We start from the raw sequence: 26,163 nt of genomic DNA, 5'->3' as shown, positions 1-26,163 counted from the left end.
AAAATCTAGCACTTTTAACTAAGTGGCAATTATAAGAAACCAAGTGGCATATTTTTTTGATTCAGAAGAAGCCAAAAAATTCAAGAGTACTTAAAAAGCCGTAATTCGCTTTAATACGAAATACGGCTAAAATATTGTTTTTAAATGAATATTGAACAAAATATTAAGAAGTAAATTTGTACCTAGTTGACCCAGCTTTTTAGCTTAACAATTGTACCGTCATAATCAACTTTACTAAAATCAGAAACATTAAGAAAAATTGTTTTACCTAATTTAAAAGTTGAATATCCTCTTTTTTTATTAAAACTTTCAAATTCCTGTTTTGTTTTTTGGATATCCATTTTTGTCCTGTCGGTTAAAGTATCACCTTTATGATAATGGTTCATTATGAATCCTAAAGGACGATCAGGATCCAAATCACGTTTTCTCTGTCTTTCATATAAAATATCTGAATCACAAGTCAACGTAATTGTAATTATTTGAAAATGATACTTGTTAGCTAATTTTTCTAAGGTATCATGCTGGCGATAGGAAAAAGGGTAATCAGAAATAATTGATTGACCTTTTTTCATAAAGTTTGCGACATTTTGGTAAAACATATTGTACGCTTGATTATCTAACTCTGTTTTTTCAGACGGATTATCAAAGCCTTTACTTTCATAAAGCTGCTCTTTAAACAGATCTATAGAAACCTCATTAAAATAATCGGGAATGGCCTTGCATATCAGTTTTGCCAAATAAGATTTACCGGTACCAGGACAACCAGCTAAAAGTAACATCGTTTTTTTCAACGAGATCACCCTTTATTCATGAATAATTCAATTTTATGTTTAATAATATTATGAACGCTTTCGTTACATGGAATAATGTTATTTCTCAGAGATTCATTAACTTCGGTTTTGTCAAACATCTCTTTTGCTTTCTTAGTCCATGAAACTAATAGTTCAGTTCCGACGTTAAACTTGCGAATACCATTTTCGGTCAGTCTATGGTAATCTTCCTCGTTAACTCCTGTTCCACCATGGATAACCATTGGCTTATCCAGTTTACTATGCAAATCTTCAATAAGTGGAAAGTTCAACTCGGTTTTAGATTGAAATTGCCCGTGATGTGTACCAACGCCCACAGCTAAAGCATCAACGTCACATTCTTGCAAGAATTTGACAGCATCTTCAGGACGAGTATAGTTTCCTTCTTTAACGGTAAAACCCTCTTCAGTTCCACCGATAGTTCCAATTTCACCCTCAACTGAGACACCGCGTTTATGGGCATATTCTACAACTCTCTTGGTCTTGGCAATGTTTTCCTTAAATGAAAGTAATGACCCGTCAAACATGACCGAACTGTATCCGGCTGCAATTGCTCTTTCAATGTCTTTAATATCACGGGCATGATCTAAGTGGAGCACAACATCCACCGCTTCGTGTTCTGCCATGCTTTTGCAAACAGCTACAAAGTTTCTCATCCCCTCCGTATCAGCCGTACCAACAGAAGTTTGAATAATAATAGGAGCCCCTTCTTGGTGTGCAGCTTCAATCATAGCCGGAACCATTTCTAAGTTATGAGCATTAAACGCACCGACTGTGAAATCCATTTCTTCTGCTTCTTTTAGTACTTCTTTTAACGTTTTATAAGCCATTTTTTCTCCTTTAATTGTGAATTTCAATTATATAATCTGGAAATTTATTTAGAACGCATTATTTTCTTAGATAATGCCGTTAATTCGTCACCCTTGTTGAGCCATTTTTGTATTTCATCATTATCTTTAGCATAAGCAGCTTTTTGCCGTTTGATATCATAAAGCTTAAGCAAACCGTCAAAAGCCGGACCAAAATCCTCGTTGAGTTTCAAGCTTTTTTCATAAGCATCAATAGCATCATCAACATTACCCAGCTTTTGATAGTTCTGCCCTAACTGGGTTAAAACAGTAGCTTTTTGTTTATTGCTTGCTACTGACTCTGAGTCGTTGTCATTAAGTTGTTCAGTTAAGTCTTTGATTTGACTCTTGATCTGTTGCTTTTCATCGTCTGTTAACTGGCTGCTTGTTTCATTAGTTTCTTTATCTGCAGCTGAATTACTTTCCGTTGCATTTGATTTAAAAATTTTCGACCAAAACGACATTATTAAACACCTCCAAAGTAATTAGCCAAAGGCATGAAAGGCTGGTGCAATAACCCACAGATATAATAAAGCAGCGGTAATGGTATCAACATCTGTAGCTGTGGCGTTGACAAAGCCAACTGATGATAATGCGCCAACTAAAAGTGCTGGAAGCAAGGTAATAAACAAACCGTGTGCAATACCACCAATGATGGCACCACGTTTGCCGCCAATTGCGTTACCAAAGATTCCTGCAGTACCGCCCGCAAAGAAATTGGTAGTCATACCTGGCAAGATAACTGCTAGTCCTACTAATGGGGATAAGAACATGCCAATCACTGTCCCAATAGTTGTCGTTATGAAACCAATAATGACTGCATTTGGTGAATATGGGAATAAAACTGGACAGTCAAGAGCAGGTACTGAGTTAGGAACTACCTTCATAGCAATACCACGAAAGGCAGGAACAATTTCACCTAACATCAAACGAACCCCTGAAAGCATTACATAAACACCAACTGTAAATTGAATAGCTTGTAAAAAGGCATAAATAATGTAGTTTACGCCTCCTGCAGCTCCTCCAGCAGCTTTAATAGACCAGTAAGGACCAGCAAAAGCAGCAGTAATAATGTATAAAGGAACCATTACTACCATAATAGAAAGGGAATTATCCTGTAAAAATGACATGCTCTTAGGAAGCTTAACGTGTTCCCAAGAATCTGTTCTTTCTTTAATGTTAGTCACATGTTGATCAACTTTGCGGTCTCTGACTAGCCAGGCCACACCTGCCTCAACTAGATATCCAATTGTACAAAAGTGACCCAGGGCAATTGCATTGCTGCCAGTAATTTTACGTACAATTGGTTGCGCTAATGCCGGCATTGCAATAGCAAAAATACCACCTATAATACTACCCATTAAAATTAACGGAAAACCTTTTAAGCCGGCAAAGTGACCACCAATAACAGTCATAGTTGCCATCCATAATAAAGCTTGTCCGGTTAAAAAGACATACTTCCATTTAGTAAATCTGGCTATGATAATGTTCACAATGAAAATACCTAAAAGAGTTAAGGCAATACTATTACCCAAACCCAACTTGTTCATTGCCTGACCATTAATGGCTTCAATACTAGGTACAATACCTTTAGTGTGAAAACCATGCTGAAAAATTACTGCAAAATAAGCCAAACTTTGTTGAATAATTGTCGAACCAGCGGACAAAACTTCAAACCCAAGCAAAGTTTTAAGCGTACCACTGATGACCGCTCCTATTTTTTTACCCTGTAATATTAATCCCAGCATCGCAATTAATGAAATTAAAATTGCTGCCTGAGTAAGGATATTGTTAATTATCCATTGAATAACGACCATTTCTCTCACTCCTTTTTATAAACTTAACTATCTGCAATTTGTTTCACAACTGGTAAAACTTTTTCTTTAATTTCGTCTTTATCAACGATGTTGTCTAAATAGACAAATTTGGTTTTGGGATCAATTTGCATATTGGCAAATTGAGATTCAAAATTGCTTGCTGAAACAATAACATCGGCATTGAGTGAAGGTGCATCTGAAATCGAATCATGATCTGAATTAACTTCGATACCGGCTTCACTGAAAACATCATCTGCTTCCATCTGACAAGCTAAGCTTGAGCCCAAGCCATTGCCGCAAATAAAGAACACTGTAGGTACTTTTGCCATATTTTTACACTCCTAACTCTATTATTTTTCTACGCCAAACAAGGTCTTTTTAAAACTTTCCTTATCGCCCGTATTAAAAAGTTCTTCAATCTTATTTGGCTTATTTATTAAATCCACAATTGCTTTTAAAACATTTAAATGTGAATAGCTGTCAATTGCAGACAAAACAAAAATGATTTTTACTGGATCATTTGCCTTGTTGCCGAATTCTATTGGTTCAGCCAGTGATGCTACACTGACATCCAATTTTGCAACCCCGTCCTCCGGTCTTGCATGGGCCAAAGCAATTCCAGGACCTATGACAATATAAGGTCCGAATTTTTTAACTGATTCTTCCATTGCGACAACATAATCATCATTAATTGATTTATTTTTTATTAGCGGTTGGCTGGTTTTTTCAATTGCTTCACACCAATTATTAGCCGTTATGTGTATTTGGATTTTGTCATCAGTTAACAAATCTTGAAGCATTGGCCTCACCTCCCTCTCTTTTATTTCAATATGATGTTCAGAAAAAATTTCAATTAATTTGTCCACTAAGCGGGCTGAAACATTTTTTCTGGTTTCTGATTCAATTAGCGAAATGGTGTCTTTAAGCAAATTTTTCTTAACTGAAGGACTTTGCTTTAAAGACAGCATATGTTTTTTAATATCTGCTTTGGCAATAAATTTCTTTAACTCCTGATAGTCTTGCTTTCTGGGAACAGGAGGCATTTTAAAACTGGGGACCATTCCTGTTGATTCATTAATTGTCTTAACGACAAAATCTATGTTTAGCTTTCTTAAAGAATTTATATCTTGTAATCCTAAAACTGCCACAACTTCGACATTCATGTTTCTAGAAATATTGGCAGCTAATAGCTGACCGGTAGCTTCGCCATAATTACAAAGAACCGCAATTCTGTAAAAGTTGTTTTCTTTGACGCTTTCTTCGTAATAAGTACTAAAGTAAACCGTTATGAAAGCTTTCTCTCCTGCTGAAACGTTTTTACTGTATCTGCTTTTAAAAAAAGCTGAGATATCTTGATAAATAGTTGCATAGCTATTCTTAAGAACTTCAGTTAACGGATTAAATACTTCAATATGATTTTCCTGCCTTTGCAAAAATGCTGAAATATGTGAATTAAGCTGTTCATAAAGTTGTTCAGAATCACGGTAATTAATTTTTTCTATATCACTCATATAATCTATTAACCGTAAAGTCAGAAGTTCCGATTCAGCCCATTTGTCAATTCTTACCTCTTTTTCACCCAAAAATGTTTTAAGAATAAAAGTCATATAGCTTTTTTCATTTTCCGGTACTGTCAGTTCCAAATTGTCCAGTAAATTGTTTACAGATTTCATAATTCTAGTATTAGCAATTTCTAGAGTAGAAACCTGACTGTCATCAAGATATTGTTTTTCCTGCAAACGTCTAATCCAAATGGCCATTAAAACAGAAATTTGTGCTTCTCTAGCAGAAACTCCTTCATAACGACCACCAAGTATCAGCTCTTTAGCAACTTTATTAGTTTGCTTAAGTACCTGAGGATTTAAATAATCAATTACTATTTGGTAACTATCACTTCCTTCAAAGCTGCCTTTTTCCGTTAATTGGGAAATATCAATATTTTCAACAATCAATTGTTGAATCATTGTTCTGATATTTCTTTCAGCACCTTCAATTTTTGCTCCTTGCTGCGTATCTAAGGTCAGAGAATATTTGGCAAGAAATTCTCTAACCTGGCGCATATCCTTGTCCATCGTGCTTTTACTTATATTCAGCCGCTTTTGTTCTTCATAAATTTTTACCTGGTGAGGAGCTTTTAGAAAGCTGATAATGATATGAAGCTGTCTTTCTCTAGGATCAAGAAACGTATCCGAACTAATTTTTAAAGAGTGAGATAAGGAATGCCTGGCATCCAAATCAAGACAAAAATAAAGTTGCCCCCGCTTATTAGAAATTCCAGTAATTGAAAGGTCACTTAAAGTTCTGTTAATATCATCCACATCATTTCTGATAGTTCTGGAAGAAACATTCAAGGCTTGACTCAATTCATCGATTGATAAATTTTCTTTATCAAGCAACTCATTTATTATCAGTAATTGCCGGTCTTTCATATTCCTCACCTCAATTCAAATAATACGTTACCGCTTACATATAAAAAAGAGTTTATTGTTTCCACTTTTTTTGGAAAAATAAGACACATAGTCTACCTGCTTTCAACAAAATTTTGCAAAAAACTACACTAAAAAAGAAGACACCTCGCGTTAACAAATACAGTGTCTTCTCTAAATATTTATTTTTGTGCCAAATCTACAATTCTTTTATTATTTTTAGACTTGCACTTGCCCCTAATCTGGTAGCTCCACTAGCAATCATTTGGTAGGCTTCAGCTTTAGTATGAATACCGCCTGCTGCTTTGATGCCCATTTTAGTTCCGACGGTTGCGGCCATAATCTTAACATCTTCTGCTCTGGCTCCATATTTTGCAAAGCCAGTTGACGTTTTCACGAAATCAGCACCAGATTTTTCTGCTATCAAGCATGCTTTTTTAATTTGTTGCGAATTAAGAAAACAATTTTCAAGAATTACTTTTACCTTTTTTCCCTTTGAATGTACCGCTTCGACAACCGCTTTTTCATCTTTAAGCACCACATCATAGTCTTCTGAAAGAAATGCTCCAATATTTTGGACCATATCACACTCATCGGCACCATTTGCGACTGCTTGTGTTGCTTCAAAAACTTTAGTTTCAGTAGTAGTTGCTCCTAGGGGAAAACCAATCACCGTTACAGTATTAATTTTTGTTCCTTGTAATTTTTCACTCACATATTTTACCCAAAAAGGATTTACACAGACAGACGCAAATTGATATTTTTTAGCCTCTGAAATCACCTTATCAATTTGCTCTTGAGTCGCATTTGGCTCCAATAAAGTATGATCAATATATTTATTAATTTTTTCCATTACTTTTTCTCCCTTTCTGTAAATAAAGTAGTTATAAATATAGATTAATGGTTAAGAAATTTTTTAAAAGCACTTTCTTTTTCAAAATTTTCAGGTAAATTCATAAACAATGTTTCAGTTTAATGATTACCAGGTTAACTTGCCCTAACTTCATAATACAAAAAGCAGGTCATAAGTTTTAACCAAATTTATGACCTGTTTTAAATGCTTATTAAATTCTTGATAAATATCTATTTAATTTTGCTTAATGCATCCCTGACAGCATCTTTTAATCCTCTAGTAGTATTAGAGGCGCCCGAATCCGCATCTACGTCAACCTTATTTTCATCGACCATTTTTTGAGGTAATTCGTTAATTGCCTTCTGGCCATAATCATCAGATTCAGCTTGTTTCAGCACCTCAACTTTTTTATTTATCAGTAATTTAAATTCCATGACAAAAAGCAGCTCACTATTAAGTGAACTGCTTTACTAATTATTTATTCTAAACCAACTTTTTTAAAGATTTCATCAACATGACGCAAATGGTAATGATAATCAAATGCATCACTTACATCATCTTCTGAAAGATAGTTCATGATTGGACTGCTTTCAACTAATTTCCTAAAGGAAATTCCTTCGTTCCAAGATCTTGTGGTTAACTTCTGAACCATATCATAAGCATCTTCACGAGAAAGACCTGCTTCATCAATTAATTTTAAAAGCAAGCGCTGTGAATAAATCAGACCATAAGTTTTATCCATGTTCTTAAGCATGGTTTCTGGAAAAACATCAAGGTTAGTCAAAATGCGGTTAAAACGATCAAGCATATAATCAATACCAATTGTAGTATCAGGTAAAATTACACGTTCAGCACTGGAATGGGAAATATCGCGTTCATGCCAAAGTGATACATCCTCATAAGCAGTTATAATATGACCCCGTAAAACCCGTGCCATTCCGCAAAGATTTTCTGAGCCAATAGGATTACGTTTGTGAGGCATTGCTGAAGAACCTTTTTGCCCTGCACGGAAATGCTCTTCTACTTCGTGAATTTCAGAACGTTGCAAACTTCTAATTTCGGTTGCCCAATTTTCAATACTTGTGGCTATTAACGCCAAAGTAGCAATATATTCAGCATGCAAATCACGCGGCAGTACTTGACTGGTAATTGGCTGCTGAGTTAAGCCTAGCTGTTTTAAGACACTGGTTTCAACAGCTGGCGGTACGTTAGCAAAAGTCCCAACGGCTCCGGAAATTTTTCCTGATTCTGCTCCTTTTGCTGCATGTTCAAAGCGTTCAATATCACGATTAATTTCCGCATACCAGCGAGCTAGTTTTAAGCCAAAAGTAGTGGGTTCAGCTTGCACACCATGCGTGCGCCCCATTTCCACCGTATTTTTATATTTACGTGCTTTTTCAGCAATCGTCTTTTTTAGTTCGTGCAGATCTTGACGAATAATCTCATCTGCCTGTTTTAAGATATATCCCTGTGCCGTATCAACAACATCCGTCGAAGTCAGACCAAAGTGTACCCACTTTTTCTCAGGTCCAAGGCTTTCAGAAACTGTGCGTGTAAAAGCAACCACGTCATGATGAGTTACCTGCTCCAATTCTGACACCCGCTCTGGCGTGAAGCTGGCATTTTGAGCAATTTTAGCAGCATCTTCTTTTGGGACTTCGCCTAATTCACTCCAGGCATTGGTAGCAGCAATTTCTACTTTTAGCCATGCTTCATATTTATTTTCATCAGACCATATTTTACCCATTTCAGGGCGAGTATAACGTTCCAGCATAAATTACATTTCCCACGGATTTTGTAAAACAATCGTTTGTTCACGATCAGGGCCTACCGAAACAGTAACTAAAGGTATGCCTACAAGTTCTGAAACACGGTTTAAAAACTTCTGTGCGTTTTCTGGCAAATCAGACCAAGTCTTAGCACCTGTGATATCTTCTTTCCAAGCAGGTAATTCTTCGTAAACAGGTTGGCAGCGGTCTAATTCTTTTAGACTTGCAGGATAGTAATCAATTTTTTGACCATCAAGTTCATAAGCAGTTGCAATTTTAATAGTGTCAAAACCGCTAAAAATATCAAGCAAGTTAAGACTTAAACCATTGATACCAGAAACGCGTTTGGCGTGACGTAAAGCAACTGAATCAAACCAGCCCACGCGCCGAGGACGACCGGTAACTGTGCCATATTCATGAGCAGTTTCGCGAATACGGTCACCAGTTTCATCTAGTAATTCAGTAGGAAAAGGACCAGCACCAACACGGGTGGTATAAGCTTTGCAGACACCGATAACACTTTTTACCCGGTTGGCACCAACACCGATACCGCTGGCAATTCCACCTGAAATTGTGTTTGACGAAGTAACAAATGGATATGTTCCCTCATCTATATCAAGCATAGTTCCCTGCGCACCTTCAAACAGTACTTTTTCATTATTATCCAGAGCATCATTAACTAACACTGAAGTGTCTGTGACATATTTTTTCATTTTCTGACCGTATTCAAAGTATTTGTCAAAAATATCTTCAAATTTCAGTGCCGGCTTGCCGTAAATTTTGGTAAATACTTCGTTTTTTTGCTCTAAATTAGCGCGTAATTTTGCTTCAAAAGTGTCTTTTTCAAGGAGATCACAAACACGAATACCAATTCTGGACGCTTTATCCATGTAAGCAGGTCCAATACCGTTTTTAGTAGTACCGATTTTTTGATCACCTTTTGCTTCTTCTTGGTATTCATCTTGCTTGATATGATATGGCATGATGATGTGAGCTCGATTAGAGATCTTCAATTTACTTGTATCGATTCCCTTTTCAGCCAGATTCTCTAATTCGCTAAATAAAACCTCAGGATTAATAACTACGCCATTACCAATTACGGCCCCTTCTTTTGACGCAAAAATACCTGACGGAATTAAACGCATTTTAAAATCTTGACCATTTATTTCAATAGTATGGCCAGCATTATTACCACCATTTGAACGAACAGTATAAGCAGCTTCATTACTCAAAAAATCAGTAATTTTGCCCTTTCCTTCGTCGCCCCATTGGCTACCAACAACTGCAACTGCTGTCATATTTATTCACCTCATTAAATTTCTACAAATATCACGTAAATAGTCTAGCAATTTACCATTCTTTAGTCAAATTTAAATGCGAATTATTATGGTGATTATATTTTTAATAGTTCGATTTTTATATTGACAAAAAAAGCATTTTTGATTATAGTTACTTCGTTTGTAAAGATATTTATTTAGGAGCCGATTTACTTATGAGCAATTATTTCAGTATGGAAGCATTTGATTATGATGATATCCAGCTCGTTCCGAATAAAGGGATCATTAAGAGCCGTCATGATGCAGATACCAGTGTTAAGTTCGGAAACCGAACATTTAAAATACCAGTCGTACCTGCCAACATGGAAAGCGTCATTAACGATGACTTGGCGGTTTGGCTGGCCCAAAACGGCTACTACTATGTCATGCACCGCTTTCAACCTGAAAAGCGTTTCGCTTTTATCAAGATGATGCATGAAAAAGGCCTATTTGCTTCTATATCTGTTGGTATTAAAAAAGGCGAATATGATTTTATCGATCAGCTAGTTGCTAAAAACATTAAGCCTGAATATATCACGATTGATGTAGCTCATGGGCATTCTGTCTATGTTATTGATATGATTAAATACATCAAAGAAAAATTGCCAGATACTTTTTTAACAGCAGGCAATATTGCGACCCCGGAAGCAGTTCGTGAATTAGAAGGTGCAGGAGCAGACGCCACAAAAGTTGGTGTTGGTCCTGGTCGCGCATGTATTACCAAGCTTAAAACCGGTTTTGGCACCGGTGGCTGGCAACTCGCCGCTTTAAGAATGTGCAGCAAAGTAGCAAGCAAACCGCTGATTGCTGATGGCGGCATCCGTTATAACGGCGATATAGCGAAGTCAATTCGTTTTGGCGCTACAATGGTTATGATTGGCTCAATGCTTGCAGGGCATGAAGAGTCACCTGGTAATGTAATCAAAATTAACGGTAAAACATATAAGCAATATTGGGGGTCAGCTTCGGAAGTCCAAAAAGGAGCTTATCGAAACGTTGAGGGTAAACAGATGCTCGTTCCCTATCGTGGTCATATTGCCGATACCTTAAGAGAGATGCAGGAAGATCTGCAGTCCTCAATTTCATATGCTGGGGGCAGAGATCTTAGTTCAATTAAATTAGTTGATTATGTGATCGTTAAAAATACAATTATGAATGGCGACAAATAAGCAGTTCAAGTTTTTATCCCCAAATCATTGACAAATATGGTAATAATTTGCATTTTCCGTTAAAATAATGTTATCCCAGTTCTGTTAGGTAGTCAGCGCTGGGATTTTTTGTGTTCAAAATATAAAAGGTTTTGTATCTTTATCAAAGGCTGTTTTGACTTGCCTAAATCTGAAAGCAGAGCTTATATATTTTCAATTATGTGGCTAGTATTTCTTTATTTATGTTTTTTTATCCGCTTTAAAGTGTTACACGAAGTACAGAAAGCGTATAGTTTGTTTGTAGTAAAGTTGAATTTTGTATAGAGGTAATAAAAAATGTAATTTAAAAAAGTGATTATGTTGGTAGCCACCTTGATAGGTGTCGGCACGATTGGCAATTTTATTAATACGCCAAGTAATGTGCAAGCTAAGCAAACCCAGGCTGTTTTTCCTAAAAGCTGGTGTGGGACATGGTACTCATACAATTCCAAGACAAAGAAAATCGATAAGATGACTTTCACTAAAACAAAACAAATTTATTACGAAAATGGTCACCAGTATCCTAAATTGTTAAAAGCTAAACCTAAGGTTATGCCTAAACCAAGTAAAAAAACAAGATCTTGGGTTTATTTATCAAATAAAATGACTCAAAAAGGCTATACTTGGACTGGAGTTGGAATTTGGGGTTACCCTGACGAAGGTACACTTGATTGGTATAATGTTGCTAAATTAGATGGTAATAAAGTTTTAGGTTATGCAGAATATCAGAATGTTTATTGGTATGTAGATAGTCACTGGTATCAGACAGCTAAACTTGCAAAAAAGTTAAAAGATCACAAATATCCAAATTACGACTTTATTATTGGTGGCGATGACTTATAAATTTATCCAGATATTTTTATTTTGTTTTTAAAGGTAATAAATAATGAAGAAAAAATCAGTTGTTAAATTTATTGCTACTTTTTTTGTGCTATTGACTGGCCTTATTCTATTTTCACCTAAAAGCGTTAGTGCGTCTGCTATAACAATTAAAGCAGCTTTTGATAAAAAATATTATAACGTTAATTCTACTAAAAAAGCTTATGGTAATTGGGTAGGAAATGTTACTTTTTTCACTCGTCATCTAAAAGTTAACACGGGGAAGCCAACGTTCTTTACTCCAAGCATATATGTTGTTAATAAAAAGGCGACGGGACTTTCTGCTAAAGAAGATGGTATTTACATAAATAACATCGACCACAAAAAGTTTGTACATGGTCGTGTTTATTTAATGCGATTTCGCTCTAATCTTTCTCACCTTAAGCCAGGGAAAAAATATCGTTTTAAAAATGACATGCACTTCAATAACCCACATTATGCTAAATATCGGTGGTTTACTCAGAAGGCTTCACGCAAAGGCAATCTTTCCCATAGTACCCACCTTCCTCAAGTAGACCTGTATGTCAACTGTGGCGCCAAGAAATCCTTTTTGAAAAAGGTAATGCATAATAATAAAAAGATCGTTAATTCGAAAATAAAATTATATTAATTTAATAATTTTTTGGCAAATAGGTTTTATTATTTTATGAAGGGAGAACCAATGAAGAAAAAAAGTTTTATTGCAATAATTGCCAGTATTTTAATATTACTAGGTACTAGTTCATTTAGTAACCCACAACCCGTATTTGCTGCTAAACATCAAATATTTGTGTCTAGTAAAACATATGTCTACGATCACAAGGGTAAAAAAACCAGAAAAGTATATAAAAAGAGCAAGAGTCTCTATTATACTTCTATTAAAAAGATTAAAGGCTATAAATATTATCGCATCGGTAAAAATAAATATATTCACTATTACGATGGTTTACCGCTCAATATAGTCAAAACACCAAAAAATCGGCCTGCTAAAAACGGAGCAAGTTTGATGGATTTTATGGCAAATGATACTTCGCTAACTACTGCACAAAGACAGGAAGCACAAAAAGCAGCCACTTTACTCAGAACAGGCAAAATTGATAGTCAAGCGCAAAAAGGCGCACCATCATGGTTCAATACTTATGTCAAGTTAGGTGGCAAAGATGATGCTACCAGCAACGTTAACATTAAAGCTTCTCTTCAGAGTCTTGCTAATGCAAACAAGGAAAGAACTAAAGCTGGAGTTGGTGAGCTAAAGATTTCTCCAACTTCTACAGCAATTTCAATGATTGATGCAGATTATCAAAAACAGGGTTCCTTAAATCATCCGGGCTTTTACGGCTATCATTTCAACCTGGAAAATCTTTCTGCCGGTGCTGAGCCAATTAGCAACTGGATGACTGAAAAAGTAGCCTGGGAATGGAACGTAAAGAAAAGCCCTAGCCTAGCGCCCTATGAGTTCACTCCTAATTGGGAAGACCCTGTGTATAATCAGGCCGTTTTAGGAACAAACGGTTATAGAATGGCAGGACACTATACCAATTTATTAAATAAGGGACATCGCGTAATTGGCATAGCTCACATGACTCAAACTCCTTATGGTGCTGCTGATGCTTTTAACGCAACTAGTGAAGGTGAAGATGGCGCAATTACTTTGGCTCAATATAAGGCTATAGTAAAAGAATGGTTAAAGAAATAAACATCTTCACTTCTTAAGTATGAAAAAATCTGTTAGTTTATATTGTGGAATCTCACAATATCTGACTAGCAGATTTTTTGGTCATTATTTAATTAATTTTCTCATTCTCTACCTAATTTCTTCAAAAAGTGGAATCTTTTTCTGACTTTTGACTTCAAATAGACCCTTATCTGAAATTTTAATGGTTGGTGAAACCAGTAAAGACAAAGTAGAAAATGACATAATCTCGTTAGGATTTTTATACCCTAGTTCCTGCAATGTTTTGCGCACCTTGCCTATTTCTGTACCTAAAACAGACATCGGTTGGTCACTGGCAACGCCGCCAATAGCTAATTTTGCATTGGCAACTATTTTATCACCCTTTGCTGCGATATAGCCGCCCTGCTGTTCAACCAGTTGATTCTGAATCTTGAGCATTGCGGTAGTATTCGTACCCATGATCATTATGTTGTGGTGATCATGAGCCCAAGTCGCTCCTACCGCACCGTCTTTTATAATACCACGGTCAACGAAACCAAGACTATAATGTCCGCTACCGCTATAACGGTCTTGCACCATAATCAGTGCTAAACCGGCTTTCTGCCATTGAACTATGTGATCTTTTACCTCGAGTTTTTCTTGAATATGGTTAGTAAAAGTACCCACAGGATTAAGTTGAATAATATTTGCCAATACTTCTCCGTTTGCGACCAAATCTGTTTTAACCACAAAGTCATCAGGTAATAATTTAGGCGCATTAACCGAGTGATGCAACTCTGGCAAAAATTGGTAACCTGTCTGCTCTTTGATATCTGCTGCATTAATCCCATTTTTATAAACAGCCGTGATTGACAAATCTTGCAGATCATCTAGGATAACAAAATCAGCTACTCGGCCAGGAGCAATTGCACCTCTATCCCATAATCCCATATGGCGAGCCGGTGTATAGGTAGCTATGTAAATTGCTTCTTCTGGTGTCATCCCCATTTTGATTGCTTTTTTCACCAAATAGTTCAAATGACCATGAAGCAGAGTGTCAGGCATAGAATCATCTGTCACCAGGGCAACATGTTCAAAGTAGTTATTCTTAATAATCGTGTCAATTACTTCCTGCAGCATTGATTTTAGTTGCACCTCAACAAACATGCCATTAGGAACTTTCTCATTAACTAAGGCAGCTGTCTGTTCCGTATGATCAGTAGTAACTCCAGCGTAGATAACTTTAGCCAGATCTTCACCAGCATATGCCGGCACATGACCTTCAAGAGGCATTGTGGGTTTTTCCTCACGACAAACTTTGATAATGTCTTTGATCAAGGTTTTATGCGGAGAAGTCATATCCTTAAAGTTCATCACTTCGCCTAAACAAATAAAGCGCGGATCTTTAAGCAGTTCTTGTACTTCTTTCACGCCAATTTTGCCACCTGTCGTTTCCATATCTGGATTCGTTGATGGAACTGAAGATGGAATGCCAAAGAAAATATCAATCGGTGACGGCTCTGCAATGAAATTTTTTAGTCCCTTAATACCAGCAACATTTGTTACTTCATGATCGTCAGCAATAATCGTTGTTGTACCGTATTTTAAAATTGTTTGTCCCATAATCGCAGGAGTAGTCATGGATGAATCAATATGCATGTGGGCATCAACAAATCCTGGGATTAGATACTTACCCTTGAGATTAATTGTCTTTTTAGCCCTAATTCCTGGTAAATCCTGGTTAACCCAATAGAATTTGCCATTTTTGACTGTAACTTGAGTATCAACAAATTTACGTAAAAAAACATTAAAAACATGGCCATTTTTTATTAAAAGATCAACTTGTGTCATTTTTCTCCCCCATAAACAACGAAAGAGTTGAAATATTCCAACCCTTCATTTTTAAATTACTATTTACCGATTCATAATTTTATTCCATTGATTAACCCATGAAGATAAATGGCTATTAACATAGAAGAAATTCATGCTCTTTGCGCGTTTAGCCACATCCCCATAAGTCTTATTAGCGGCTTCAGCCGGTGTTAACTTAACTTGCGTGTTAACTGGGGCGTTATTAAGTGATTTTGCACTGGCACATCTCTTTTGAATAGCTTCACTTAGTCTAAAATTAATATACTTATAAGCAGCATCTGTATTCTTGCTATTCTTTAAAATGGCAACAACGTTGCTGTTAGAATATGTGCCTGATGCTGGAACAATGTATTTAAGGCCTGGATTAGTAGCCTGCAACATGCTGATAGCATAGTCGCCAACAACGGCCACACTGATTTCACCTGTTTTGAACATATTGGTTAAATCTGAACTTTGGTCGTATGTCTTAACCACATTAGGCTTCAATTCTTTCATAGCCTTAAAAGCTGCTTTACCACCGTCGCTTGGGACATCGACTTTAGCATGGCGACCCGCAATATACAGCATTGCAGGACCAAAAGTTGTTACTATATCAGGAATTGCAATCTTGCCCTTTAACTTTTTAGACCACAGTTGATCCCATTCAGTAATATGAACTTTTTTAGGATTATAAATTATACCTACGCTGTTAACAGTATAAGGAACGGTGCCTGTGTCTTTAGCCAGCTTTTGTTCACTACTGGATAAATATTTAAAATCTTTGATTTTAGAAAAATCTACTTTTTTATACAACTTCTTTTTCGTACCCGCATAAGCATTCTTTTGTGCCACTTCAATCACGTCAACTGAAGAGTTAGGATTATGCTCAATTTGGGTTAAGCTCGTAGTTGTATCTGCAGCAAATTGTGCGGAAACTTTAACGTTATTTTTCTTGGCAAAAGGATTGAGTACATCTGATCTCATTTGCTTGGTCAAGATGCCGAACGTAGAAACAACCAACTTGCCACCGTTTGCTTTAGAAGAACAAGCTGAAGTAGCAATAGCTGCTCCCGCAACAATTAAACTTGCTGCCATTAAACATACTTTTTTAATTTTCATAATAGACCTTTCCGAAAATCATACTTGCCTTATTAATGAAGGCAAGTTCTTTTTTTGATAATTATTGGTTCATAATTTTATTCCATTGGCTGATCCATGAAGGCATCTGCTTGTTCACGTAATAAAAGTCAATAGTTTTTGCTCTTTGTGCAATTGCACCATATGTTTTATTGGCAGCTTCAGCAGCAGTCAATTTTACTTGTGAATTAACCGGTGCATTATTAAGAGATTTTGCACTGGCAACTTTCTTTTGGTTAGCTTCACTTATACGAAAGTCAATATACTTATATGCCGCTTGAGTATTCTTACTGTTTTTCAAAATTGCAATATTATCGTAGTTAGCATATGTTCCTGAGGCTGGCACCAGATACTTCAAACTAGGATTAGTGGCCTGCAGCATGCTGATTGAAAAATCACCTACAACCGCTGCGGTAATTTCTCCAGTTTTAAACATATTGCTTAAATCTGAACTTTGAGAATATGTTTTAACAACGTTCGGCTTTAACTGCTTTAACGCTTTGAAGGCAGCCTTGCCATCATCCTTGGTTACGCTGACTTTAGCATGATCCCCTGCCACATAAAGCATTGCGGGACCAAAAGTTGTTACAATATCAGGAATTGCAATCTTGCCCTTTAAGTTCTTAGACCACAGGTCATCCCAACTTTTAATGTGGACCTTTTTCGGATTATAAATGATGCCAAAACTATTAACAGTATACGGAACAGTATTAGTGTCTTTTGCCAGCTTTTGCTGGTCAGCGGATAAATACTTGAAGTTCTTGAGTTTGGAGAAATCCAATTTTTTAAAGAGTTTCTTTTTGGCTCCTGTAATTGCATTGTTTTGTGCCAATTCAATGACATCTACAGGTGAATTAGAATTGTGCTCAATCTGCGTTAGGCGAGTAGAACTGTCCCCAAACTGTGTAGACACCTTAACATTGTTTTTCTTAGCATATGGATCAAGCACGTCGGAGCGCATCTGCTTAGTTGCCAAGCCAAAAGTAGAAACCGTCAGTTTACCGCTGCCAGCATTAGACGAGCAAGCGGAAGTTGCCAAAGTTGTACCGGCAATGATAAAACTAGCTGCTAACAAACAAGCTTTTTTAAATTTCATAACAAAACCTTTCTAAAGAATGATTATTCTGATAACGGATGAAGATGTTTAGCAGGAAGAGTTAGCGTTACTTCTTCTCCTGAGCTGCGCATCTTTTGCCGTGCTTCCTCAACTTGAAAGTCCCCAATAGCTGAATGAATGGCATACTTAAAACTTTGTCCTAAATATTCACGACTCATGATTGTACCGGCAAATGTATTTTCAGAAGCATTCGCTAAATTCAAGTGGATGTTTTCCGGACGAATAGTTAGCACTTTTGCATTTTGATTTGGTTCAACCGTATTCAAAACTGCTTCGCCTACTTTGATATGATGCTCATCTTGACGATTAGCAGCAGTGACAGTAATAAAATTGTCATAGCCAATAAAACGGGCAACATATTCTGTCCGAGGATGATGAAAAATATTTTGTGGCGTATCAAACTGATCAATGCGTCCCTGTTTCATAATTAAAACCTTGTCGGAAATTGCGAAACATTCTTGCTGATCATGTGTTACAAACAGCACTGTCATTTTAAGTTTTTGCTGCAAGTCGCGAATTTCTTCACGCATTTTCAGCCGCAATTTAGCATCAAGATTGCTCAAAGGCTCATCCATTAATAACAATTCTGGATTGGTAACCAGAGCCCTTGCTAATGAAACTCTTTGTTGCTGTCCTCCAGAAAGCTGCGCTGGAAATTGTTTAGATAGTTGACTTAAGCCGGTAGTTGCTAGCATTTCAGTCACTCTTTTCTTGATGGCACTTTTGTCAAGCTTGCGCATTTTCAGTCCAAAAGCAACGTTATCAAAAACATTCATATGGGGAAAAAGTGCATAACTTTGAAAAACCATTCCGAAATTTCTCTTGTAAACAGGTACTTTAGTAATATCCTTACCGTTAACTAAAACTTGTCCTGCAGTTTCTGGAATTAAACCGGCAATAATTCTAAGTGTGGTCGTTTTGCCACAGCCGGAAGGACCAAGAATTGAAACCAGCTCTCCGTTATTGACAGCAAAAGATATATCTTTTAAAACTTTAGTTTTGCCATCGTATGATTTTGCTAAATTTTGAACTTCTAAATTTGCCACTGCACTACTCCTCTACTCTGTAATATTTTTAATACCGATCGCTTTTTCAACCAAGAACATCATGAGTGCTGTAAAGATCATTAAAAGCACAGAAATTGCTGATACAGTAGGGTCATAATTATTTTGCAAATAATTCAAAATTGCCGGCGGCAACATTGTAAGAGAAGGTCCGTTCATGAATAAAGAAACCGGAATGTTGTTGAAGGAATTGATAAAGCACATCATAAACGCAGCAATGATACTGGCCTTGATATTAGGCAAAACAATCAGAAAAAATCCTTTTTTACGAGAACAGCCACAAATCCACCCTGCTTCTTCGATATGACTGTCCATTAGCAGCATGCTGGCTGTAATTAAGCGAATGACATACGGTAAACAAAGCAGAAAATGTCCGACAATCAAGCCGATAAATACCGGAATTCTCATAGTAATGACTGCAGCTTGATAGAGTGCAAACCCAATAACAATTTCAGGAATTAAAGTTGGACTGAGGAAAAACGACTGAAACCAAGCGGCATGATGAATGTTGTAACGCGTCAAAGCGTAGACTGCAGGGATGCCAATTACTAAAGCCGATATGCTTGCAATCAAAGCAACAATTAGACTTGATTCAAAACCTGAAATAAAATCAGGCTGTTGGAAAATATTGCTATACCAAGAAAGGGTAAAGCCGGTAATTGGTAATGAAATTGAACTTTGCGTATTAAAGGATGTAATTACGACTAAAATCAATGGCAACATGATTAAAGCCAAAATAATAATCGAAATCACTGTCAGAGTTTTATTTTTACGATCAAGCATTAATTGGCCTCCGATCTAAATGATGGCTAAGTCTTCTCATGAGCCACATTGAAAGAGCAGAAATAACAATTAAAATTAGTGAGATAACGCTGGCATTTTGCCAATTGCCTAATGTCATTGCTTGCTGATAAATCAAAGTCGCCATTACCAGATGGCGGTTGCCACCAAGAATTTCTGGGGTAGTATAGGCTGTCATTGTTCCGGCAAACACTAAAATGCAGCCAGTTAAAATGCCAGTAGTTAATTGAGGAATGATCACCTTAAATAATGTTCGCCAAGGACTGGAACCAAGAACGGCTGCAGCTTCTTCAATCTCCACATTTAATTCAGCCACGCTGCCAATTAATGAATTAATCATAATTGGTAAAAACAAGTAAACCGAACCAATAATAATAGAGGTATTAGTATAAAGAATATTTAGCGGTGACTTAATTAGATGCAGCGCCAGCAAAGTTTTATTGACGATTCCATCATGGCCCAAAATAATAATCCAGGCAAAGTTTCTTACAACTGCATTGGTTAACATGGGAAAAAGGATTAGCAGATTCAGTATTTGTCTGACTACTGTTTTTTGTCTTCCTATCCAGATAGAGATGGGCACCCCAAGGATCAAAACAACAATCACCGTCACAATCGCTATAAGAAAACTACGTCCAATGACTGCCCAATTGAAAGAACTTTTTAAAAATTGTGCGTAAAGTGAAAAGAAGCCACTTTTACTTTGGAATGTTGGTATTGCAATTTGAATTAGAGGGAAAAAAGTGAATACCAATACTCCCAAGAATGCAGGAATTAACAACCATACTGCTGTTTTGCGATTCATATATTACCTCCGCTTTGTATATTAGGTTATCGAATTTTTAATCTGCTGTCAACATAAAATACGAATAAAATTTATACTAGTTCAGTAAATAGTTTGTATTTTTTAGCTTATGAAAGTGCTTAATATTTACATACGCGTATAATTATAATTAATACGAACATTAAGCAAAAAACTCTTTTAAACTGAATAATTCAGTTTAAAAGAGTTAATTTTTATATTTTAAAGTAAATTATTATTAATGTCTTAATTACCTGTTAACAGTAATATTAAAATATTGCCGCAATTCAGAGTCACCATTTTTAATTTCTAATAAGCCTTTACTAAGATCGAGAACTATAATTTGTAAACTAAAAACCTTATGCTTATTTAGCATCACCGGCTGTTTAAATTTAAAAACAAAATAATGTTTATTAACTTGGTGAGGACCCAAAAGTGTGAGATACATATTATATGGATAAGCATGATATCCTTCACTTGAAATTAGTGCCTCAATATATCTAATAAAATTAGGTTGATATTTTGGCAAAATATTTAATTGAGTGATTAGATGGGCAGCTATTATTTCTTGGATTCTTCCATTCAAACTTTCTATTGTAATTATTACTGGCTGTTTAAAATAATTGGCTACTGAACCAATTTTTCGCTTGGTCGATAATATTTTTTGCCATAAAGCCATTCTCAGACGATCATCAGAAAAGAAAGAAAAGGTTATCTTAGGAATAGGAATATTTTTAAGCCTGGATTTAATCTTTGAAGAAACTAATAAATAATCAAAATTAGCATAATCAATATTTTTTAATTCATACGAATAAACAAAAGTATAATTAGCATTATATTTAGCTAAATTAAGTTTGCCAATTAAATGACTACTTGCTAACTTACCATAGTCATTTACAACTAAAAATTTAGTGGGAAAATAACTATTTTGTTTCTGGTGAATTTTACTGTATAGACCCAAAATAATTTCATTGAAGAGGCTGTCATTTAACTCCATTTGATCATAATCAGAACAACAATTATATAAAGCCACAGTTAAGGAGTTAGTGGCAAAAAGTTTATGAGCCACATTTTCTGTGCTTAGCTCTCCATTGTAGAAAACAAAATTATATTTTTTCTTGAGATATCTAATAAAGAAGCCTCGATAAATGTAAGAAGCAATATCAGATTTTTTATCAATATATAAAGAAAACTGTTCTGTAAGAGATTCAGAGATTTGTTTAGTTTGAAGATATACTTGCTGCGAAAAAGTTTTTAGTATTTTAAGATCAGGTATTTGATCAATTTCCGCATTAATTAATAAAAAAAGTGCTAAATATAGCTCTTCTTTTATATTATTTTTAATTAGCTCTTTTGCAATTAAGAATGCTTTTGACCGCATCAATTCAACTTTAATACTTTGATTCATTTTTAGGTTAATATCTGGACGTAATTTATAAATAAGCAGGTATTTTGTTACTTGTTTAAAGCCATCATCTGTCAACGGAAAATCATATTTATGAACTAATTGACGTATACTTTGGCTCTTTTTCAATAAATTATCTTTAGTGACTCCATATTCAGAAAAAGCATATTCGGGCAATAACGAATCTTCTTGATCAAAATTATAAACGTCAAATAAATCGACTAAACATGAGCGAATTGCACCAAATTTTCCTATTATTTTCATACCGTAGTATGGAACAGACTTTATTTTTAAGTTATAAATTCTAAAGAAATTCTTCACATCACGCATGTCCTTATTAATAGTTGCAATACTAAAATTTAGCCTGCTTGCAAGTTGATCAATTTTTGTGAAGTTTGGGCTTGCACAAAGGAATCTGCAGATTTTAGCAATTCGTAATTTATTATGAAATAAGTGGTTAAATTTAAGATTTAAATATTCCGAACAATTTTGCTTTAATAATTTTAGCCATTCACTTTCTGCTAAAGAATAGTCAAGTAAATAGCCTTTAGCCCTTTGACTGACAATTCTGATGTCATGTCCTGCATTAAGCAAAGTTTTATTAATTTGCGCAAATTCAGTATTCAATGTTCGTGCGGAAATTCCGCTTTTCTTTTTTAATTCGGAAATAGTAAGTAAATCATTGTTTAAAAAAAGATTTAGCAAATCAATTTCGCGAAAAGTTAAGTTTAACATTGTTTTACAAACTCACCTTTTTAGACAATTTTAATACTTACTTTAACTGAAAACTTATGCTTTTTCTAATAATAACTGACGCAACTTCAGATATTCCGTCTCAGTCAGTCTTAACTCGGCAGTTGCATAGTTATAAATAGAGCCATATTCACGCATTATTTTTGTAATTGAAGCAATGATAAATTCTTCTTTAGTATCAAAAAGAGAATACATATAATCTGCAATTTTCTTATCGCCAGTTTGTTCTAAAAACTTTTGATAATAACGGGCATTCTTTTTGGCTCGTGCTTTTTTAGTTAACATATAATCATATACTAGTAAATCTTGTGGCACACCCAGAATTCCTTCTAAAACCATAAAAGCAAAACCCGTTCTGTCTTTGCCACCTCGACAATGTTGCAAGCTAGGTAAATATTTGCTTTGCGCTGTGACTTTTATAGTATTGCTAAAAGCCACAATACTTGAATGACTATTAACAAAAGATTCCTGTTGTCTGATCATTTGATCATTACCAGTTTCACCTTTAACTAAGGCTTCTTTTGCCTTTTCTTTCATGTCTTTTCCCGTATCCAAATTTTGGGCTTTACCTGCTATAGCCGCTGTTTGTGCATTAGGGTCAAAATTGAAAGTGTGAATCTTTGGATCAATAACAGGATTAGGCGTTTCTTTAACTTCATCAGAGCTACGAAAATCAATTATTGAATGTAATCCCAAGTTCTTAACAAAGGTGTAACCTGAAGGCTGTAAATTATGCAAATAGTCAGATCGATAAACTTGGCCCCATTTAATTCTCATGCCATCGGTAGTTCTATATCCACCGATATCACGCAGATTGTACATCCCTGGTATGGGCAAGATGCGGTAACCAAATAATAATGGCTCATAGTTTTTAAAATTTAAAATGAAATAAATTGGTCTAACGGTCGAATAAGCAAATTGAAAACATACCTTACATTTATTACTTGTTAACAGATATTTCCTTTGTCTAGTATATCTATCGTTATCTAGAGTCCAATAAAGTTCATAGTTATCTAGATTTTGTTCACTAGTTTTAATATCTATTTCTGTCTGACCATTATCCAAAACGTATGCTTCTGCGTAATCAATTTCCATTGTTCTTTCCCTGTACTTGCTGAATATATTCTTTGATCGGAATAGGAGCATCATAAGCAGCCATTTGGAAATTTATTTCCAATCCCGAATCGACCAATTTGTCTAAAGCATCTTTTTCTTCAGGAGTAAAACACAAATCATTGTTATAACGAATTGTACGCTCTTTACGTTCTCTCATGCCACCGAAGTTAACTGACTTTATGTCAACTCCCCCCTCAATTAAGTGTAATAAATCAAGAGTACTGGTTAGTATTAAAAAAGTGGTTTTTTTAATCGGATTTTTCTGATAAACACGAACAAATTTATCAACTCCAAAAACATGCACAATATAACCAGGTGCAGCCATTTTTAACACTTGTTCCTGCACTGGATTACTAGCTGCCCTATCACTAATACATATAATTTGTTCAGCTCCAACATGACGCAGCCAAGAACTGGCTACCTGTCCGTGAATTAATCTATCATCAATACGAGTCCATTTGATTGCCATTTTGCTTTTCTCCTTCTTTTGCTTTTTCAGTAATATTCACTAATGCTTGCGGATATGCTCTTTCAATAATCTTCTTAGCTTCTGCTAAATTTTCAGGATTGCTTAAGCATAGTTCCAGTAAAACTGGCATATTTAATCCTGAATAAACTAAAACATTTTCATTTGTCAAAGTTAAATACGTAGACACATTAGCTGGGGTGCCACCGAAAATATCAACCAAGATAAGAGTTTCCGCATTTTTTTCATTAAGCGCTTTTAATTTAGTTTGAATCTCATCAAGACTTTCTTCATAAGTTTTACCTTTAGTAACAGATAAAACCGCAATATTTTTTTGGGGCAATCCGATAATCATTTCAGCCGACTTTAATGCTTCTTGAGCAAACAAGCCGTGACTGGCCAAGATAATATTTATAGCCATCATTAACCTCCTTACAAATTATTTGATAATTCCCATTACTGCTAAAACTGTTCCCAAAATCAAAATAGCAAATATTAACCAAGTTAAATACTTACGTGGTAAATAAGAATGTAATTTATATAGACCTAGGGTAAAGAGCAAAGGTAAAAGTTTAGGCATGACACCATCTAATAGTTTTTGGATTACAATTTTTGTCCCTTTAGTATAAATAACCGTACCAACATTTATTTTGACGTATTGGGCAATAAGTGCGCCAATGACCATCACGCCGATCGCTGTTGAAATATTAATTATCCTTTGCATAACTTTCTTTTGGTTACCACTTTTAATAAACTCGGTACCCTTTTCATAGCCAAAAATAATTCCATAATATTTAACAGCAATGTTAATTCCGTTATAGATTAAAAACATTAAAATTGGGCCTAAGACATTTCCTTGCAATGCATATGCAGCACCAATACTACCTGCTATAGCCTGAATAGTTATTTTAAAGACACTGTCACCAATACCAGCTAACGGGCCCATCATCCCTGCCTTGATAGCGACGACCGCTTCTTTTTCATCTTCACTAGTTGTTTCTTCAACAGCCGCAGTAATTCCAAGTATCATACCTGTTGCCGTAATTTGTGATAAAAAGTAGGTCAAATGTCGCTTCATGGCCTCTATCCTAAGCTCTTTATTATCACCATAAAGGCGACGAATAATCGGCACCATCGCATTGAGAAAGCCAATAGCTTGAGTCAAGACCAACGTTGAAGTAACGTTTAGTCCCCAAATTTGCAACCGCCAAAATACTTTATTCAAATCTTTACGGGTAATTTTTTTCCTGTTTTTAGTTTCAACTTCATTAGTCATAAATCGTACCCCGCATCTTCATCAACTTGCTGATTATTAACACTATTACCTTCTGAACCCATTTCATTTTGTTTATCGATGATTTCCATAATGTAGGAATAAATCACAGCGAAAATCAAAGAAATTAACGTAACTGGTAAAATACCCAAATTTAAATAAGCTGATAAAACAAAGCCAAAGATTAAGAATGGCCATAACGTTCCTTTCATCATCATTGTCATTAAAATAGATAGACCAACGGCAGGCAGTAGAGATGACGCTGTTCCTAAACCATTTAAAATATTGCTTGGGACAATCGCCATTATTTTATCAATTATGCCTTTTTGAAAATAAACAAAAAGAAATGTTGGCACTGCACGAATTGAAAACTGAATGATAAAAGCTACAATATTTATTTGCATTATTCCGCTTAAATCACCATTATCAGCCAATTTTTGAGCCCACGGTTCAAAAAACTGCTTTAATACTCGAGTAACTACTATTAATTGTTGAATCAAAACAGCTACAGTAGTTGCTGCTGCAACTCCAGCTGCAATTCCTTTTGATGTAGCTCCCGTTCCAGAAGTAATGGAAACAGTTACCCCGATAATTGTACCGACAATCATATCTGGTGTTTGATAACCAGCCATATTGCCTAATCCCATCCACATTAATTCCAATGTTGCAGAAATTACCAATGCAGTTGGCAAGTCTCCCAAAATAAAGCCAACAATTGGACCAACAAGGAGAGGCCTCCGAAACATTTGTGGTCCCTGATCGTCAAATGAACAATATCCTGCCCAAAATGCGATGAGTAAAGCTTTTAAAAGACTCATTAATATGCTCCTTTCATAAAATA

26 protein-coding genes are annotated in these 26,163 nt (G+C 35.5%); 4 read left to right on the top strand and 22 right to left on the bottom strand.

The features are described from left to right. Window positions 1–182: 182 nt before the first annotated feature. The 10 genes from LDM90_RS01055 to LDM90_RS01010 all read right to left on the bottom strand — a co-directional run bounded on the left by LDM90_RS01055 (window position 183) and on the right by LDM90_RS01010 (window position 9,820). On the bottom strand, window positions 183–791 hold the full coding sequence (locus LDM90_RS01055) for a P-loop nucleotide/nucleoside kinase family protein (protein WP_223896229.1): 609 nt from the start codon (window positions 789–791) through the stop codon (window positions 183–185). Between the two features lie 5 nt (window positions 792–796). Beyond that, complete coding sequence (locus LDM90_RS01050; protein WP_223896228.1) at window positions 797–1,639, bottom strand: class II fructose-bisphosphate aldolase; 843 nt, start codon at window positions 1,637–1,639, stop codon at window positions 797–799. Window positions 1,640–1,683: 44 nt separating this feature from the next. After that, window positions 1,684–2,121 carry a tetratricopeptide repeat protein gene (locus LDM90_RS01045; protein WP_223896227.1) on the bottom strand — a complete coding sequence of 146 codons (438 nt, stop codon included), beginning with the start codon at window positions 2,119–2,121 and terminating at the stop codon, window positions 1,684–1,686. Window positions 2,122–2,142: 21 nt separating this feature from the next. Continuing rightward, window positions 2,143–3,474: a PTS sugar transporter subunit IIC gene (locus tag LDM90_RS01040; RefSeq protein ID WP_223896226.1), complete on the bottom strand. Its 1,332-nt coding sequence runs from the start codon at window positions 3,472–3,474 to the stop codon at window positions 2,143–2,145. 23 nt (window positions 3,475–3,497) lie between these two features. Further along, window positions 3,498–3,803, bottom strand: coding sequence for a PTS sugar transporter subunit IIB (locus tag LDM90_RS01035; protein WP_034980994.1), 306 nt, complete (start codon window positions 3,801–3,803; stop codon window positions 3,498–3,500). A gap of 21 nt (window positions 3,804–3,824) precedes the next feature. Then, on the bottom strand, window positions 3,825–5,903 hold the full coding sequence (locus LDM90_RS01030) for a BglG family transcription antiterminator (protein ID WP_223896225.1): 2,079 nt from the start codon (window positions 5,901–5,903) through the stop codon (window positions 3,825–3,827). A 196-nt stretch (window positions 5,904–6,099) separates the two neighbouring features. Next, window positions 6,100–6,753 (bottom strand): deoxyribose-phosphate aldolase, encoded by a 654-nt coding sequence (gene deoC / locus LDM90_RS01025; protein ID WP_223896224.1) that lies wholly within the window; start codon window positions 6,751–6,753, stop codon window positions 6,100–6,102. 230 nt (window positions 6,754–6,983) lie between these two features. Further along, window positions 6,984–7,187 (bottom strand): FMN-binding protein, encoded by a 204-nt coding sequence (locus LDM90_RS01020; protein WP_223896223.1) that lies wholly within the window; start codon window positions 7,185–7,187, stop codon window positions 6,984–6,986. Between the two features lie 44 nt (window positions 7,188–7,231). After that, window positions 7,232–8,527 carry an adenylosuccinate lyase gene (purB, locus tag LDM90_RS01015; RefSeq protein ID WP_223896222.1) on the bottom strand — a complete coding sequence of 432 codons (1,296 nt, stop codon included), beginning with the start codon at window positions 8,525–8,527 and terminating at the stop codon, window positions 7,232–7,234. A gap of 3 nt (window positions 8,528–8,530) precedes the next feature. Continuing rightward, window positions 8,531–9,820, bottom strand: coding sequence for an adenylosuccinate synthase (locus tag LDM90_RS01010; RefSeq protein ID WP_223896221.1), 1,290 nt, complete (start codon window positions 9,818–9,820; stop codon window positions 8,531–8,533). A 194-nt stretch (window positions 9,821–10,014) separates the two neighbouring features. Here LDM90_RS01010 and LDM90_RS01005 point away from each other — a divergent pair, with 194 nt between their 5' ends. The 4 genes from LDM90_RS01005 to LDM90_RS00990 all read left to right on the top strand — a co-directional run bounded on the left by LDM90_RS01005 (window position 10,015) and on the right by LDM90_RS00990 (window position 13,579). Next, on the top strand, window positions 10,015–11,007 hold the full coding sequence (locus tag LDM90_RS01005) for a GMP reductase (RefSeq protein ID WP_198212617.1): 993 nt from the start codon (window positions 10,015–10,017) through the stop codon (window positions 11,005–11,007). A 336-nt stretch (window positions 11,008–11,343) separates the two neighbouring features. Continuing rightward, window positions 11,344–11,868 (top strand): hypothetical protein, encoded by a 525-nt coding sequence (locus tag LDM90_RS01000; protein WP_223896220.1) that lies wholly within the window; start codon window positions 11,344–11,346, stop codon window positions 11,866–11,868. A gap of 43 nt (window positions 11,869–11,911) precedes the next feature. Beyond that, window positions 11,912–12,514 carry a hypothetical protein gene (locus LDM90_RS00995; RefSeq protein ID WP_223896219.1) on the top strand — a complete coding sequence of 201 codons (603 nt, stop codon included), beginning with the start codon at window positions 11,912–11,914 and terminating at the stop codon, window positions 12,512–12,514. A gap of 51 nt (window positions 12,515–12,565) precedes the next feature. Beyond that, window positions 12,566–13,579 (top strand): SLAP domain-containing protein, encoded by a 1,014-nt coding sequence (locus LDM90_RS00990; protein ID WP_223896218.1) that lies wholly within the window; start codon window positions 12,566–12,568, stop codon window positions 13,577–13,579. Between the two features lie 108 nt (window positions 13,580–13,687). On the opposite strand, the gene LDM90_RS00985 is transcribed toward LDM90_RS00990, so the two are convergent. The 12 genes from LDM90_RS00985 to LDM90_RS00930 form a co-directional block, all read right to left on the bottom strand. Further along, window positions 13,688–15,388 (bottom strand): adenine deaminase C-terminal domain-containing protein, encoded by a 1,701-nt coding sequence (locus LDM90_RS00985; protein ID WP_198212621.1) that lies wholly within the window; start codon window positions 15,386–15,388, stop codon window positions 13,688–13,690. A 63-nt stretch (window positions 15,389–15,451) separates the two neighbouring features. Beyond that, complete coding sequence (locus tag LDM90_RS00980; protein WP_034978367.1) at window positions 15,452–16,507, bottom strand: ABC transporter substrate-binding protein; 1,056 nt, start codon at window positions 16,505–16,507, stop codon at window positions 15,452–15,454. Between the two features lie 61 nt (window positions 16,508–16,568). Then, complete coding sequence (locus LDM90_RS00975; RefSeq protein WP_034978370.1) at window positions 16,569–17,621, bottom strand: ABC transporter substrate-binding protein; 1,053 nt, start codon at window positions 17,619–17,621, stop codon at window positions 16,569–16,571. A 23-nt stretch (window positions 17,622–17,644) separates the two neighbouring features. Further along, entirely contained in the window at window positions 17,645–18,688 is a 1,044-nt protein-coding gene (locus LDM90_RS00970; protein ID WP_223896217.1) for an ABC transporter ATP-binding protein, read from the bottom strand. A 12-nt stretch (window positions 18,689–18,700) separates the two neighbouring features. Then, window positions 18,701–19,489 (bottom strand): ABC transporter permease, encoded by a 789-nt coding sequence (locus LDM90_RS00965; protein ID WP_198180597.1) that lies wholly within the window; start codon window positions 19,487–19,489, stop codon window positions 18,701–18,703. Beyond that, a complete protein-coding gene (locus LDM90_RS00960; RefSeq protein WP_034978378.1) occupies window positions 19,482–20,312 on the bottom strand; it encodes an ABC transporter permease in 831 nt (276 codons plus the stop codon). Before LDM90_RS00960 ends, LDM90_RS00965 begins: the two co-directional genes overlap by 8 nt. Before the next feature lie 247 nt (window positions 20,313–20,559). Beyond that, window positions 20,560–22,449, bottom strand: coding sequence for a helix-turn-helix domain-containing protein (locus tag LDM90_RS00955; RefSeq protein ID WP_223896216.1), 1,890 nt, complete (start codon window positions 22,447–22,449; stop codon window positions 20,560–20,562). A gap of 54 nt (window positions 22,450–22,503) precedes the next feature. Continuing rightward, complete coding sequence (locus LDM90_RS00950) at window positions 22,504–23,562, bottom strand: tyrosine-protein phosphatase (RefSeq protein WP_223896215.1); 1,059 nt, start codon at window positions 23,560–23,562, stop codon at window positions 22,504–22,506. Then, the gene (locus LDM90_RS00945) at window positions 23,552–24,052 is read right to left on the bottom strand and encodes a PTS sugar transporter subunit IIB (RefSeq protein WP_223896214.1); all 501 of its coding nucleotides are present in this window, start codon (window positions 24,050–24,052) and stop codon (window positions 23,552–23,554) included. The genes LDM90_RS00950 and LDM90_RS00945 overlap by 11 nt, the downstream gene beginning before the upstream one ends. Continuing rightward, a complete protein-coding gene (locus LDM90_RS00940) occupies window positions 24,027–24,470 on the bottom strand; it encodes a PTS sugar transporter subunit IIA (RefSeq protein ID WP_198212634.1) in 444 nt (147 codons plus the stop codon). The genes LDM90_RS00945 and LDM90_RS00940 overlap by 26 nt, the downstream gene beginning before the upstream one ends. An 18-nt stretch (window positions 24,471–24,488) precedes the next feature. Then, entirely contained in the window at window positions 24,489–25,325 is an 837-nt protein-coding gene (locus LDM90_RS00935; RefSeq protein ID WP_034978392.1) for a PTS system mannose/fructose/sorbose family transporter subunit IID, read from the bottom strand. Beyond that, the gene (locus LDM90_RS00930) at window positions 25,322–26,140 is read right to left on the bottom strand and encodes a PTS mannose/fructose/sorbose/N-acetylgalactosamine transporter subunit IIC (RefSeq protein WP_223896213.1); all 819 of its coding nucleotides are present in this window, start codon (window positions 26,138–26,140) and stop codon (window positions 25,322–25,324) included. The genes LDM90_RS00935 and LDM90_RS00930 overlap by 4 nt, the downstream gene beginning before the upstream one ends. Window positions 26,141–26,163: the final 23 nt, after the last annotated feature.

This window comes from Lactobacillus huangpiensis (assembly GCF_019972815.1).
GTDB classification, from domain to species: domain Bacteria; phylum Bacillota; class Bacilli; order Lactobacillales; family Lactobacillaceae; genus Lactobacillus; species Lactobacillus huangpiensis.
This window is presented reverse-complemented; position numbering and strand designations above follow the sequence as displayed.

What these genes read in the sequence shown, in the direction of transcription:
- LDM90_RS01050 (WP_223896228.1), bottom strand. Translation starts at nt 1,639, where the DNA reads ATGGCTTATAAAACGTTAAAAGAAGTACTAAAAGAAGCAGAAGAAATG.
- LDM90_RS01045 (WP_223896227.1), bottom strand. Translation starts at nt 2,121, where the DNA reads ATGTCGTTTTGGTCGAAAATTTTTAAATCAAATGCAACGGAAAGTAAT.
- LDM90_RS01040 (WP_223896226.1), bottom strand. Translation starts at nt 3,474, where the DNA reads ATGGTCGTTATTCAATGGATAATTAACAATATCCTTACTCAGGCAGCA.
- LDM90_RS01035 (WP_034980994.1), bottom strand. Translation starts at nt 3,803, where the DNA reads ATGGCAAAAGTACCTACAGTGTTCTTTATTTGCGGCAATGGCTTGGGC.
- LDM90_RS01030 (WP_223896225.1), bottom strand. Translation starts at nt 5,903, where the DNA reads ATGAAAGACCGGCAATTACTGATAATAAATGAGTTGCTTGATAAAGAA.
- deoC (WP_223896224.1), bottom strand. Translation starts at nt 6,753, where the DNA reads ATGGAAAAAATTAATAAATATATTGATCATACTTTATTGGAGCCAAAT.
- LDM90_RS01020 (WP_223896223.1), bottom strand. Translation starts at nt 7,187, where the DNA reads ATGGAATTTAAATTACTGATAAATAAAAAAGTTGAGGTGCTGAAACAA.
- purB (WP_223896222.1), bottom strand. Translation starts at nt 8,527, where the DNA reads ATGCTGGAACGTTATACTCGCCCTGAAATGGGTAAAATATGGTCTGAT.
- LDM90_RS01010 (WP_223896221.1), bottom strand. Translation starts at nt 9,820, where the DNA reads ATGACAGCAGTTGCAGTTGTTGGTAGCCAATGGGGCGACGAAGGAAAG.
- LDM90_RS01005 (WP_198212617.1), top strand. Translation starts at nt 10,015, where the DNA reads ATGAGCAATTATTTCAGTATGGAAGCATTTGATTATGATGATATCCAG.
- LDM90_RS01000 (WP_223896220.1), top strand. Translation starts at nt 11,344, where the DNA reads ATGTTGGTAGCCACCTTGATAGGTGTCGGCACGATTGGCAATTTTATT.
- LDM90_RS00995 (WP_223896219.1), top strand. Translation starts at nt 11,912, where the DNA reads ATGAAGAAAAAATCAGTTGTTAAATTTATTGCTACTTTTTTTGTGCTA.
- LDM90_RS00990 (WP_223896218.1), top strand. Translation starts at nt 12,566, where the DNA reads ATGAAGAAAAAAAGTTTTATTGCAATAATTGCCAGTATTTTAATATTA.
- LDM90_RS00985 (WP_198212621.1), bottom strand. Translation starts at nt 15,388, where the DNA reads ATGACACAAGTTGATCTTTTAATAAAAAATGGCCATGTTTTTAATGTT.
- LDM90_RS00980 (WP_034978367.1), bottom strand. Translation starts at nt 16,507, where the DNA reads ATGAAAATTAAAAAAGTATGTTTAATGGCAGCAAGTTTAATTGTTGCG.
- LDM90_RS00975 (WP_034978370.1), bottom strand. Translation starts at nt 17,621, where the DNA reads ATGAAATTTAAAAAAGCTTGTTTGTTAGCAGCTAGTTTTATCATTGCC.
- LDM90_RS00965 (WP_198180597.1), bottom strand. Translation starts at nt 19,489, where the DNA reads ATGCTTGATCGTAAAAATAAAACTCTGACAGTGATTTCGATTATTATT.
- LDM90_RS00960 (WP_034978378.1), bottom strand. Translation starts at nt 20,312, where the DNA reads ATGAATCGCAAAACAGCAGTATGGTTGTTAATTCCTGCATTCTTGGGA.
- LDM90_RS00955 (WP_223896216.1), bottom strand. Translation starts at nt 22,449, where the DNA reads ATGTTAAACTTAACTTTTCGCGAAATTGATTTGCTAAATCTTTTTTTA.
- LDM90_RS00950 (WP_223896215.1), bottom strand. Translation starts at nt 23,562, where the DNA reads ATGGAAATTGATTACGCAGAAGCATACGTTTTGGATAATGGTCAGACA.
- LDM90_RS00945 (WP_223896214.1), bottom strand. Translation starts at nt 24,052, where the DNA reads ATGGCAATCAAATGGACTCGTATTGATGATAGATTAATTCACGGACAG.
- LDM90_RS00940 (WP_198212634.1), bottom strand. Translation starts at nt 24,470, where the DNA reads ATGGCTATAAATATTATCTTGGCCAGTCACGGCTTGTTTGCTCAAGAA.
- LDM90_RS00935 (WP_034978392.1), bottom strand. Translation starts at nt 25,325, where the DNA reads ATGACTAATGAAGTTGAAACTAAAAACAGGAAAAAAATTACCCGTAAA.
- LDM90_RS00930 (WP_223896213.1), bottom strand. Translation starts at nt 26,140, where the DNA reads ATGAGTCTTTTAAAAGCTTTACTCATCGCATTTTGGGCAGGATATTGT.